Raw genomic sequence first — 12,434 nt, 5'->3', positions numbered from 1 at the left:
CGGGCACGCTATTGAAGATCCACGCTTGCGGCCGAGGACTGCCCGACCTACCATCAGGGCGCAATCCGACTTCGGCACCTCAATGACCCAGCTCATCCAGCGCTTCCTGGGCACCGGCGACGCTCTTGCGCGCCTGAAGGACCACGCGGCGCGCCTGGTGCGCCTGCAGAACCTGCTCCAGCAACACCTCCCGCCCGCGCTTGCGTCGGCCTGCTCGGTCGCCAACCTGAAGGGCGACACGCTGGTGCTGCTCGCCAACGGTGGCGCCGCGGCCGCACGCCTGAAGCAGATCGCGCCTTCGCTGATCCAGCAATTTGGCGCTGTCGGGCTGCCTATCAAGACCGTGCAGGTGAAGGTGAAGGTGCTCGAGACGCACGAGGAACGGCGCCCTCCGCCGCAACGCACGATTTCGGAGGACGGCAGCCGCAGCATCGCGGATTTCTCGGCCACGCTGCCTGCGGATTCGCCGCTGCGCGAGTCGCTCGAACGCCTGGTGCGACGCAGTCGCCGCGACTGATCATCCGCCAGACCATCAACCGGCTTCGCTCGCACCCGAGCTGCCGAATGTCGGCGACAGCGCTTCGGCAGCCCCCGCCCGAGCCCATCCCCTGCCGGGAGGAGGCTAGACGAAGGGCACGAACACGCGTTCGAGCGCGAACAAGGCGAGGAACACGAACAGCACGGCAATCCCGGCGCGGAGGCAGTTCCACGCCCAGACGCGGTACTTGGGATTGCCCGTGAGCATCCACGCGACGAGCGATCCGCCGATGCCGATCACTGCAAGGATGGCAAACAGCCGGATCACCAGCATCGCCGGGCGCTCAGACAGCGAGGGAGAGTTCGAACTGGTGGCTGACCGCCGCCGGGGTCGCTGCGTCCTGCTCGAACGTCACGATTTCCCATGCGCTGCTGTCTTCCAGCAGCACGCGCAGCACCTGGTTGTTCAACGCATGCCCGGCCTTGTGTGCGGAATACCGGGCAAGGAGCGGGTGACCGCACAGGTAGAGGTCGCCGATCGCATCCAGGACCTTGTGCTTGACGAACTCGTCCACGTAGCGCAAGCCTTCGGCATTGAGCACGCGGTATTCGTCCATCACGATCGCGTTGTCCAGGCTGCCGCCCAGCGCCAGGCCGTTGGCGCGCATGAACTCGACGTCCTGCATGAAGCCGAAGGTGCGCGCGCGCGCGACGTCACGGACGTAGGAGTGTTCGGCGAAATCGATGCTAACCTGGGTCGAGGTCTTGTCGATCGCAGGGTGGTTGAACACGATGGAGAAATCCAGCCGGAAACCGTCGTAGGGTTCGAGACGCACCCACTTGTCATCCTCACGGTATTCGACGGCCTTCTTCACGCGCAGGAAGCGTTTCGCGGCCTTCTGCTCCTCGATGCCAGCCGACTGCAGCAGGAACACGAAGGGACCTGCACTGCCGTCAAGGATGGGGAGTTCAGGTGCATCGACGTCGACGTGCAGGTTGTCGATACCCAGGCCGGCGAGGGCCGACATCAGGTGTTCGACGGTGCCGACCTTGGCGCCGCCGCGCTCGAGGCCAGAACACATGCGCGTGTCGCACACCGAATAGGGGTCGGCCGGGAAGTCCACGGGCGGATCGAGATCGACGCGGTGGAAGACGATGCCCGTATCGGGCGCGGCCGGACGCAACACCAGCTGGACCTTGCGTCCGCCGTGCAGACCAACACCGGTGGCCTTGATGAGCGATTTGAGGGTGCGCTGCCTGATCATCGTTAAATTCCCGTTACACGACAGCAGTTTAGCACGCAGGCACGGCGTCACGCGGCAAGTTTCGCTGCATCGCAACATGCAACACAGCGTTGCTATGTGATGCCATCACGCCTCTGCTGCGTCGACGGAAACAGAAACGGGCGCGTGCCGCAGACCGGAGGCGACGGTCCACAGCACGCGCCCGTCATGGGCGGAGCCGGTTATGCTCAGTCGGCCTGCTTGCGCAGGAAGGCCGGGATGTCGTACGTACCCATGCCGTTCGCGCTCATCGCCTCGACCGTCGTGCGGCGGTTGGTGCGAATGACCGCCGGAACGTCCAGGTTGGTGAGATCGATACCGCCGACCGAAGGACCGTAGGTGCCCGTGCCCTGCACGACCTGCATCACCGGCTGGCGCGCGGCGCGCGGCATGCCGAGGCCGGTCGCGACGACGGTGACGCGGACGCGGTCTTCCATCGACTCGTCGAACACGGTGCCGTACTTGACGAAGGCTTCGGGCGCGGCGAAGGCCTGGACGGTCTTCACGGCATCGCGCACTTCGGACATCTTCAGCGAGCGGCTGGCGGTGATGTTGATCAGCACGCAGCGCGCGCCGGACAGTTCCGTACCCTCGAGCAAGGGGCTCACGGCGGCCTGCTCGGCGGCGATGCGTGCGCGGTCCATGCCGGAGGCTTCGGCCGAACCCATCATCGCGCGCCCCATCTCGCCCATCGCGGTACGCACGTCCTGGAAGTCGACGTTCACCAGGCCGGGCACGTTGATGATCTCGGCGATGCCGCCAACGGCGCTGCGCAGCACGTTGTCCGCCGAACGGAAGCAGTCCTCGAAGCCGGCGTCGTCGCCGTACACTTCGAGCAGCTTGTCGTTGAGGACGATGATCAGCGAGTCGACGTAGCGGGTCAGTTCCTCGACGCCGCTTTCCGCAACGCGCAGGCGGTTCTCGAAGTCGAAGGGCTTGGTCACGACCGCAACGGTCAGGATGCCCATCTCCTTGGCGATCTCGGCCACGACCGGCGCTGCACCGGTGCCGGTGCCGCCACCCATGCCGCCGGTGATGAAGCACATGTGGGCGCCGTCGAGCGCCGCCGCGATCGATTCGCGCGAATCCTGCGCGGCGGCACGGCCGGCCTCGGGCTTCGAGCCCGCACCCAGACCCGAGTCGCCCAGCTGGATCTTGTTCGGGGCGAGGCAGCGGTTGAGCGCCTGCGCATCGGTGTTGGCGACGATGAATTCGACGCCCTGCACCCCTTCCCGGATCATGTGATCGACGGCATTGCCGCCGGCACCACCGACACCGATCACCTTGATGATCGTGCCGGTCTGCTCCTTCTCAATGATTTCAAACATTTGCCTCGCCTCCTGAGAAACAACCCCAATATGCACCGAGCTGCCGCCGAGTCTACATCTAGTAATAAATCAAAAGTTTACAACTAAATACGGGGACCTGATCAACAACTCATTCAATTTGGCTGAAAAATTCACGCCATTCCGTCAAAAATTCTTTTCGAACCACGATTTCATGCGGCCGAACACCTGCCGCACGCTGCGCGTCTCGCGCGCCAGCATGCCGCGACGGCGCTGGGCGTGGCCTTCCATGACCAGGCCCATGGCCGTGGCATAGCGTGGGTGGCACACGACATCCGCGAGGCCGCCCGAGTACTGCGGCGCACCCACGCGCACCGGCATGTGGAACACTTCCTCGCCGAGCTCGACCATGCCGAGCATCACGGACGAGCCCCCGGTGAGCACGATTCCCGAGGACAGCAGCTCTTCGTAACCGCTGCGGCGCAGTTCGGCCTGCACGAGTTCGAACAGTTCGGACACGCGCGGCTCGATGACGTCGGCAAGACGCTGGCGCGACAGCGGGCGCGGCGGGCGGTCGCCGACACCGGGCACCTCGATCATCTCCTCGGGGTCGGCCAGCGTGTGCATCGCGACGCCGTGGCGGATCTTGATCTCCTCGGCTTCGGAGGTCGGCGTACGCAGCGCCATCGCGATGTCGTTGGTGATCTGGTCGCCCGCGACCGGGAGCACCGCCGTGTGGCGGATCGCGCCGTGCGTGAAGACCGCGATGTCGGTGGTGCCGCCGCCGATGTCGACGAGGCACACACCCAGTTCCTTCTCGTCCTCGGTCAGCACCGCGTAGCTCGATGCGAGCGGCTGCAGGATGAGATCCATGACTTCGAGCCCGCAGCGGCGCACGCACTTGATGACGTTCTGTGCGGCCGACACGGCGCCGGTGACGATATGCACTTTGACTTCGAGTTTGACGCCGCTCATGCCGATCGGCTCGCGCACCCCGCCCTGCCCGTCGATGATGAACTCCTGGGTGAGGGTGTGCAGGATCTGCTGCTCGGCCGGCACCGGCATCGCGCGGGCAACCTCGATCACGCGCTCGACGTCGAGCGGGGTGACTTCCTTGTCCTTGATCGCGACCATGCCATTCGAGTTGAAACTCTTGATATGGCTGCCCGCGATCCCCGTATAGACGTCGCGGATCTTGCATTCCGCCATCAACTCGACTTCCTGGATCACGCGCGAGATCGCATCGACCGTGGCCTCGATGTTCACGACTACGCCGCGTTTGAGGCCGCTGGCCGGCTGCGTGCCGACCCCGACGACATTGATCCGCCCGTCGGGACGAACCTCCGCGACCATGCACGTGACCTTGGCGGTACCGATGTCCAGCCCGACGATCAGGTCCTTGTATTCCTTGCTCATTGCTTGCCTTTCGCTGCCTTGAAGTCCCCCACCGGGGTGAGGGCGAATCCGCTCGGATAGCGGAGGTCCGCTACCGCCACCTGCACACCAACCTTGTCCCGCGCCTGCGGCCAGGCGCTCACGAAACGTTCCAGGCGCTCGCCGATCGGCGCCTTTTCCTGGTCGCGTCCGAGCATGATGACCATGCCGTCGTCGAGCTTGAGCTGCCACGCCTCGCGCGCCGACAGTGCGAGACCGACGAGCCTGCGGCCGAGCGGCTCGAGCATCGCGCCGAATTCGCGATGCTTCGCCTGGATGTAGGCCGCCGAGCCCTGGGGCCCCGAGAAGGAAGGCATGGCGGCATTGCTCGCTGCGACGAAGACTTCGCCCTGGCGGTTCACGAGCTGCGAGTCGCCACTTCCGGACACGGTCCAGTACGCCACGGCCTGATGTTCCTCGAGGCGCAACTCCAGCACGTCGGGCCAGCGGCGGCGGACTTCGGCACGCCGGACCCAGGGCAGTTTCTCGAAGGTTTCACGCACGGTTTCGAGGTCCACCGAGAAGAAATTGCCGTGGATCGCGCTCCGGGCCACGTATTCGAGCTGCTCGTTGGTCACCTGCGCCGGCGGCGTCAGCACGACGACCTCGCGCAGCGGAAACAGCGGACGCGACAGGAACCACGCGACGAAGGCATAGCCGAACGCAACCGCAGCGAACAGCATCAGGAGGTCCGAAAACAGGTTCAGCACAGCCGGCCGGTGCCACACACCCTCGCGCTCATGCGTGCGGCCGGGAATCCGGCTGGTGCCGGAAAGCCCGCGCGCGGCAAGCGGAGAGCGGAGGCGGAATTCAGCCAAGGCGGGCATCCTCGAGGATCGCGAGACACAGTTGGGTGAAGTCCATGCCAGCCACGCGTGCCGCCATCGGCACCAGCGAATGGCCGGTCATGCCCGGGCTGGTGTTCATTTCGAGTAGATAGGGGCGTCCGTCCTCGGTCAGGATCAGGTCGGCACGGCCCCAGCCGCGGCAACCGAGCACGCGGGCGCTCTGCATGATCAACGCCTGCAGGGCCTGCTCTTGCTCGGCGGGCAGCCCGCAGGGACACAGGTAGCGCGTATCGTCGGTGAAGTACTTGTTCTGGTAGTCGTAGTTGCCACCGGGCGCTTCGATGCGGATCAGCGGCAGGGCCCGGTCATGCAGGAAGGGCGCGGTCAGTTCCGCACCGGAGATGAACTCCTCGGCGATCACGAGATTGTCGTAGCGGGCCGCGAGCTCCCATGCGGCCCTCAGCTGGCCGGGCTCGGTGACCTTGGTCGCGCCCATGCTGGAACCTTCATGCACCGGCTTGACGAAGATCGGCAGGCCCAGGTCGGCCGCGACCGCATCCCAATCGGTATCGGCGTTCAGGATCGCGTAGCGCGGGGTCGGCAGGCCGCAGGCCGCCCACACCATCTTCGTGCGCCACTTGTCCATCGCCAGCGCGGACGCCATCACGCCGCTGCCCGTGTAGGGGATCTTGAGCAATTCCAGCATGCCCTGCACCGTGCCGTCCTCGCCGCCGCGGCCGTGCAGCGCGATGAAGGCGCGGTCGTAGCCCTGCTCCTTGAGAACGTGGAGGTCGAGCTCGGCCGGGTCGAAGCCATGTGCATCGACGCCCGCAGCACGCAGGGCCGCGAGCACGGCGCCGCCCGACATCAGCGAAACGTCCCTTTCGGCCGAAGTGCCGCCCAACAGCACCGCAACCTTGCCGAATCTGGCACGCATGGCCGGATCGACCACCGCCTTGTCCATCACTTCGCCGCTCACGCCACTTCCTCGTTGTTCGCCAGTTTTCCGGGCACGGCGCCGATCGAGCCCGCCCCCATCGTGATCACCACGTCGCCGTCGCGCGCAGCCGAGAGGATCGTCGCGGGCATGTCGCCGATGTCCTCGACGAAGACCGGCTCGACCTTGCCCGACACGCGGATCGCACGCGCCAACGAGCGCCCGTCCGCCGCGACCACCGGCGCCTCGCCAGCGGCATACACTTCCGCCAGCAGGAGGGCATCGACGGTCGACAAGACCTTCACGAAGTCTTCGAAACAGTCCCGCGTGCGGGTGTAGCGGTGCGGCTGGAAGGCAAGGACGAGACGGCGGCCGGGGAACGCGCCCCGCGCGGCCGCAAGCGTCGCGGCCATCTCGACCGGGTGGTGGCCGTAGTCGTCGATAAGGGTGAAGCTGCCGCGCTCGCTGCCATCCTCGCCGCGCAACGCAATCTCGCCGTAGCGCTGGAATCGCCGCCCGACGCCCTTGAACTCGGCGAGCGCCTTGATGATCGCTTCGTCCGGCACCTGCGCCTCGGTCGCCACGGCGATCGCGGCGAGCGCATTGAGCACGTTGTGCAGGCCCGGCAAGTTCAGCTCGATCGGCAGGCGGCTCGTCGTGCCGTTCACGCGCACGGCGTCGAACAGCATGCGGCCGCTCTCGGCGCGGATGTTCTCGGCGCGGATGTTGGCGGTCTCCGACAGGCCGTAGCGGACGATCTGCTTCGACACCAGCGGCATGATCGAGCGCACGTGCGGGTCGTCTTCGCACAGCACCGCGACGCCGTAGAACGGCAGGTGCTGGAGGAAGTCGACAAAGGCCTGCTTGAGGCGGGCGAAGTCATGTCCGTAGGTATCCATGTGGTCGGCGTCGATGTTCGTGACAACCGAGATCACAGGAGTCAGCAGCAGGAAGGAGGCATCGGACTCGTCCGCCTCGGCGACCAGGAAGTCGCCCTTGCCGAGACGCGCATTCGCGCCGGCTGCATTGAGCTTGCCGCCGATCACGAAAGTGGGGTCCAGGCCACCCTCCGCGAGGATGCTCGCGACGAGCGAGGTCGTCGTGGTCTTGCCGTGGGTGCCCGCGATCGCGATGCCCTGCTTGAGGCGCATCAGCTCGGCGAGCATCTGGGCGCGGGGCACGACCGGGATGTGGCGTGCTCGCGCGGCCGTCACTTCCGGGTTGTCGTTGCGCACCGCGGTGGAGATCACGACGGCATCGGCCTGGGCAACATTCTCGGCAGCGTGGCCGGAAACGACATGCGCACCGAGCGCGCGCAGGCGGCGTGTCGCTGCGTTTTCGCCGAGATCCGAGCCGCTCACGGTGTAGCCGAGATTGACCAGCACCTCGGCAATGCCGCTCATGCCGGCGCCGCCGATGCCGACGAAATGGATGCGCTTGACTTTGTGCTTCATTGCTTTCTCCCGGCCGCGAGGTCTTCGCAGACTTTCGCGACCGCCTCGGCGGCGTTCGGCTTTGCCAGCGCGCGCGCCTTTGTGGCCATGTCGAGCAGGCGCGTGCGATCGAGGCTCGCCAGGATGCCCGCCAGCCGCTCGGCGTTGAGTTCGGTTTGCGGGAGCAGATAGGCCGCTCCCTGATCGGCGAGGAAGCGCGCGTTGCCGGTCTGGTGATCGTCCACCGCATGCGGGAACGGCACCAGCAGGCTCGCGGCACCCGCAGCCGCCAGTTCCGCGACGGTCAGCGCACCGGCGCGGCAGATGACGAGATCGGCTTCGGCGTATTTCGTCGCCATGTCGTCGATGAAGGGCAGCAGCTCGCCCTCGACGCCGGCCGCGGCGTAGGCGCTGCGCAGCGCGTCGATCTGTTTCGTGCCGGCCTGGTGCGTGACGAGCGGGCGCTCGCCCGGCTTCATGCGCGCGAGCGCCTGCGGCACCGTTTCATTGAGGACCGCAGCCCCCAGACTGCCGCCGACCACCAGCACCTTGAGCGCACCGCTCCGGCCGGCAAAGCGCTCGGCAGGTGCGGCGACGGCCGCGATGTCGGCACGCACGGGGTTGCCGACCCAGGCAGCCTTCTTCAGCACCTTCGGGAAGCCGGCGAGAACCCGGTCAGAAACACCGGCGAGCACGCGGTTCGCAAGCCCCGCAACCGAATTCTGTTCGTGCAGAAGCAAGGGACGACCCGTGAGCGCGGCCATCATGCCGCCCGGGAAGGTCACGTAGCCGCCCATGCCCAGCACGACGTCGGGGCGGATGCGCCCCAGTTCGCGCAGCGCCTGCCAGAACCCGCGCAGCAGGTTCAACGGCAGCAGTAGCTTGCGCACGATGCCCTTGCCGCGCAGCGCGGTGAAGCGCACCCATGCGGTCTCGTAGCCCCGCTCCGGGACGATGCGCGCCTCCATGCCGTCGGGGTTGCCCATCCACACGATGCGCCATCCGCGCGCGCGCAGCACTTCCGCCACGGCAATGCCGGGGAAGATGTGACCGCCCGTGCCTCCGGCCATGACGAGGAGCGTCTTCATGAGCGCCCCCGCATCACTTGGCGGTTCTCCCAGTCAACGCGCAGCAGGATCGCGAGCGCGACACAGTTCGCGACGATGCCCGAGCCGCCGAAGCTCATCATCGGGAGCGTGAGCCCTTTGGTGGGCAACAAACCCGTATTCACCCCCATGTTGATGAAGGACTGCACGCCGATCCACAGGCCGATACCCATCGCCACGAGGCCCGAGAAATAACGTTCGAGCTTGATCGCCTCGCGCCCGATGAGCATCGCGCGGTGCACGAGGATCGCGAACAGCACGACGATGGTCAGTACACCAACGAAACCGAGTTCCTCGGCGATCACCGCAAGCAGGAAGTCGGTGTGCGCTTCGGGCAGGTAGAAGAGCTTTTCGACGCTCGCGCCGAGGCCGACGCCGAACCACTCGCCGCGTCCGAACGCGATCAGTGCGTGCGAGAGCTGGTAACCCTTGCCGAAGGCGTCCTGCCACGGGTCCATGAAGCCGAACAGACGGTCCCGGCGGTAGGGGGAGAGCCAGACCAGCAACGCGAGGCCGATCACCGCGACGATCGCAAGCAGCACGAACACGCGCACGTTGATGCCGCCGAGGAACAGCACGCCGAACGCGATCGCGGCGACGACGACGAAGGCGCCGAAGTCGGGCTCGCGCAGCAGCAGGAATCCGACGAGAACGATGGTGACCGCCATCGGCAGGAAGCCGCGGCGGAAGCTGCCCATGTCCGGGAGCTTGCGCACCGTGTAGTCCGCTGCATACAACGCGGCGAAGAGCTTCATCAGCTCGGAGGGCTGCAGATTGACCGGGCCGAGCGGCAGCCAGCGCTGCGCGCCATTGACTTCCCGACCGACCCCGGGGATCAGCACCACGACCAGCAGTGCGAGGCCGGCAAGGAACAGCAGCGGCGCAAACTGCTGCCACTGGCGCATCGTCACCTGAAAGGCCGTCAGGCCGCCGATCACGCCGATCGCGAGGAAGATCGCGTGGCGGATCACGAAGTAGTACTGCTGGTAGCCGGTGAACTTGCTGCCTTCGGCGATCGCGATGGACGAGGAATAGACCATCACGAGACCGATGAGCAGCAGCGCGGCCGCGGACCAGATCAGCAGCGGATCGAGGTCGCGCGCGGGGGTCTGCGGGCGCATCAGGCGATTGACCGCGCGGCTCGTGTCCGAACCGATGCCACCGGCGTTGCGCGAGGTGATCCAGCCGCTCAGGGCCGACACGAATTTCATGTCGCGCTCACCCCCGATTGACGAAGCACCGCGGCAACGAACACTTCTGCGCGATGCGCATAATTTCGGAACATGTCGAGGCTTGCGCAGGCGGGCGAAAGCAGCACGACATCGCCCGGCTGCGCGAGCGCCGCGGCGCGGGCAACGGCCGCATCCATGTCTGCCACACGCTCGGTCGGCACGCCCGAACCGGCCAGCGCCGTATCGATGAGTGCGGCGTCGCGGCCGATGAGCATCACGGCACGCGCGTGGCGCGCAACGGCCTCGCGCAGCGGCGAAAAATCCTGCCCTTTCCCGTCACCGCCGGCGATCAGGACGACCCGCCGGCCCAGTCCTTCCAGAGCGGCCAGCGTCGCCCCCACGTTGGTGCCCTTGGAATCGTCGTAGAACACCACGCCGTCGGCCCGCCGTGCAACGGGCTCGACGCGGTGCGGCAGCCCGCGGAATGCCTTCAGGCCCGCGATCAGCGCCGGATAGGGAAGATCGATCGCGCGCGCGAGCGCCAGTGCAGCCATGGCGTTCGCCGCATTGTGCGCACCGGCGATCGGAAGTTCGGCGACACGCAGCAGGCTCTGCCCGCCGCAGGCGAGCCATTCGGCACCTTCCGCGTCGGCGACGATGCCGTAATCGTCGGGGCCCGCCGGTGCGTCCGTGCCGAAGGACACGACACGCCGCCCGGATTGCGCCATCGCCATCACGCGCGCGTCCTGGCGGTTGAGCACCTGCACGCCATCGCCGTCGAAGATGCGCGCCTTGACGGCCGCGTAGCCGTCGAGGTCGCCGTGGCGGTCGAGATGGTCGTCGGTGACGTTCAGCACCGTCGCACCTTCGGCATTCAGACCGGCGGTGGTTTCGAGCTGGAAGCTCGACAGCTCCAGCACCCAGCAGTCGGGGAGCGCAGCACCGCGATCGAGCCGCTCCATGAGCACGGTCAGCGCGGCGGGGCTAATGTTGCCCGCGGCGACGGCATCCAGTCCGGCCGCGCGGCACAGCGCCGCCGTCAGCGCGGTAGTCGTGGTCTTGCCGTTCGTGCCCGTGATCGCAAGGATTCGGGTGCGGGCCCGCGCCAGCCCCGCGAGCGCGTCGGCAAGCAGCGTCATCTCGCCGACCACCGCGATGCCGCGGCGACGCGCCTCGACAAGCACCGGCGTGCGTGCGTCGATGCCCGGACTGAGCGCAATGCGCGCGACGCCGTCGAGAAGACGGTCCGTGAACTCGCCGAGGACGATCTCGGCCGCCGGCACGCTCGCCCTGAGCACCGAGAGACCCGGCGGCTCGCTGCGGCTGTCGGCCACGCGCACGCGCGCACCCTGCCGTGCGCACCACTGCGCCATCGCCAGGCCGGACTCGCCGAGCCCGAGAACCAGTACGAGCTTGTCGGATGCGGCGCTCATCTCAGCTTCAGGGTCGAAAGGCCGAACAGCACGAGCATGATCGTGATGATCCAGAAGCGCACCACGACCTGGGTTTCCTTCCAGCCACCCAGTTCGTAGTGGTGATGCAGGGGCGCCATGCGGAAGATGCGCTTGCCGCCGCTGTACTTGAAGTACAACACCTGCGCCATCACCGACATCGTCTCGGCAACGAAGAGACCACCCATGATGAAGAGCACGATTTCCTGGCGCACGACGACCGCAACCGTTCCCAGCGCGGCCCCCAGCGCCAGCGCGCCGACGTCGCCCATGAAGACTTCCGCGGGGTAGGCGTTGAACCACAGAAAGCCGAGGCCCGCCCCGCACAAGGCGCCGCAGAACACGGCGAGTTCACCCGCACCGTTGATGTAGGGCACGCCGAGATACTTCGAGAAACCGGCATGGCCGGCGACGTAGGCGAAGATCGCGAGCGCGCCGGCGACCATCACGGTCGGCATGATCGCGAGGCCGTCGAGACCGTCGGTGAGGTTCACCGCGTGGCTCGTGCCATTGATGACGAAGTACGAAAGCGCGATGAAACCGTAGATGCCCAACGGGTACGAGACGGCCTTGAAGAAGGGCACGATCAGTTCGGTCTGTGCCGGCTCGTGCGCAGTGAGCCCCAGAAACAGCGCCGCGGCCAGCGCGATCAGAGAGGTCCACAGATACTTCCAGCGGCTCGGCAGGCCCTTCGGGTCGCGACGCACGACCTTGCGCCAGTCATCGACCCAACCGACCGCGCCGAAGCCCAGCGTGACGAACAGTGTCACCCAAATGTACTGGTTGCGCAGATCGCCCCACATCAGCGTCGTGACCGCGATCGCGATGAGGATCAGCGCGCCGCCCATCGTGGGAGTGCCGGCCTTGGTGAGATGCGATTTCGGGCCGTCATCGCGCACAGCCTGGCCGATCTTTTTCGCCGCCAGCCAGCGGATCAGCGACGGACCGAAGACAAAGGAAATGATCAGCGCGGTGAGCGCCGCAAGGACCGTGCGCAGCGTGATGTAGCCGAACACGTTGAAGGTGCGGATATCCTGACCCAGCCAGAGGGCGAGTTCGAGCAGCAT

Annotated in this window: 12 protein-coding genes; 1 reads left to right on the top strand and 11 read right to left on the bottom strand. The window is 66.7% G+C overall.

From position 1 onward, the window contains the following. Nucleotides 1–82 precede the first annotated feature (82 nt). The gene (locus F464_RS0101880) at nt 83–517 is read left to right on the top strand and encodes a DciA family protein (RefSeq protein ID WP_018988074.1); all 435 of its coding nucleotides are present in this window, start codon (nt 83–85) and stop codon (nt 515–517) included. A gap of 105 nt (nt 518–622) precedes the next feature. Here F464_RS0101880 and F464_RS0101875 read toward each other — a convergent pair whose 3' ends face one another. From F464_RS0101875 to mraY, 11 genes are all read right to left on the bottom strand, one after another. After that, entirely contained in the window at nt 623–811 is a 189-nt protein-coding gene (locus F464_RS0101875; protein WP_018988073.1) for a hypothetical protein, read from the bottom strand. Between the two features lie 10 nt (nt 812–821). Continuing rightward, the gene (gene lpxC / locus F464_RS0101870) at nt 822–1,742 is read right to left on the bottom strand and encodes a UDP-3-O-acyl-N-acetylglucosamine deacetylase (RefSeq protein ID WP_018988072.1); all 921 of its coding nucleotides are present in this window, start codon (nt 1,740–1,742) and stop codon (nt 822–824) included. A 206-nt stretch (nt 1,743–1,948) separates the two neighbouring features. After that, nucleotides 1,949–3,088: a cell division protein FtsZ gene (gene ftsZ, locus F464_RS0101865; RefSeq protein WP_018988071.1), complete on the bottom strand. Its 1,140-nt coding sequence runs from the start codon at nt 3,086–3,088 to the stop codon at nt 1,949–1,951. A gap of 144 nt (nt 3,089–3,232) precedes the next feature. After that, on the bottom strand, nt 3,233–4,462 hold the full coding sequence (gene ftsA / locus F464_RS0101860; protein WP_018988070.1) for a cell division protein FtsA: 1,230 nt from the start codon (nt 4,460–4,462) through the stop codon (nt 3,233–3,235). After that, entirely contained in the window at nt 4,459–5,307 is an 849-nt protein-coding gene (locus F464_RS0101855; protein WP_018988069.1) for a cell division protein FtsQ/DivIB, read from the bottom strand. The genes ftsA and F464_RS0101855 overlap by 4 nt, the downstream gene beginning before the upstream one ends. Then, nucleotides 5,291–6,205, bottom strand: a complete 915-nt coding sequence (locus F464_RS0101850) for a D-alanine--D-alanine ligase (protein WP_026295661.1) — start codon at nt 6,203–6,205, stop codon at nt 5,291–5,293. The genes F464_RS0101855 and F464_RS0101850 overlap by 17 nt, the downstream gene beginning before the upstream one ends. A gap of 38 nt (nt 6,206–6,243) precedes the next feature. Beyond that, nucleotides 6,244–7,659 (bottom strand): UDP-N-acetylmuramate--L-alanine ligase, encoded by a 1,416-nt coding sequence (gene murC, locus F464_RS0101845; protein ID WP_018988067.1) that lies wholly within the window; start codon nt 7,657–7,659, stop codon nt 6,244–6,246. Further along, nucleotides 7,656–8,726 carry an undecaprenyldiphospho-muramoylpentapeptide beta-N-acetylglucosaminyltransferase gene (gene murG / locus F464_RS0101840; RefSeq protein WP_018988066.1) on the bottom strand — a complete coding sequence of 357 codons (1,071 nt, stop codon included), beginning with the start codon at nt 8,724–8,726 and terminating at the stop codon, nt 7,656–7,658. The genes murC and murG overlap by 4 nt, the downstream gene beginning before the upstream one ends. Continuing rightward, nucleotides 8,723–9,955 (bottom strand): putative lipid II flippase FtsW, encoded by a 1,233-nt coding sequence (gene ftsW, locus F464_RS0101835; RefSeq protein ID WP_018988065.1) that lies wholly within the window; start codon nt 9,953–9,955, stop codon nt 8,723–8,725. The genes murG and ftsW overlap by 4 nt, the downstream gene beginning before the upstream one ends. Then, nucleotides 9,952–11,349, bottom strand: coding sequence for a UDP-N-acetylmuramoyl-L-alanine--D-glutamate ligase (murD, locus tag F464_RS0101830; RefSeq protein WP_018988064.1), 1,398 nt, complete (start codon nt 11,347–11,349; stop codon nt 9,952–9,954). Before murD ends, ftsW begins: the two co-directional genes overlap by 4 nt. Further along, entirely contained in the window at nt 11,346–12,434 is a 1,089-nt protein-coding gene (mraY, locus tag F464_RS0101825) for a phospho-N-acetylmuramoyl-pentapeptide-transferase (RefSeq protein ID WP_018988063.1), read from the bottom strand. Before mraY ends, murD begins: the two co-directional genes overlap by 4 nt.

It is taken from the genome of Aromatoleum toluclasticum ATCC 700605, from assembly GCF_000378245.1.
Classification (GTDB): Bacteria; Pseudomonadota; Gammaproteobacteria; order Burkholderiales; family Rhodocyclaceae; genus Aromatoleum; species Aromatoleum toluclasticum.
This window is presented reverse-complemented; position numbering and strand designations above follow the sequence as displayed.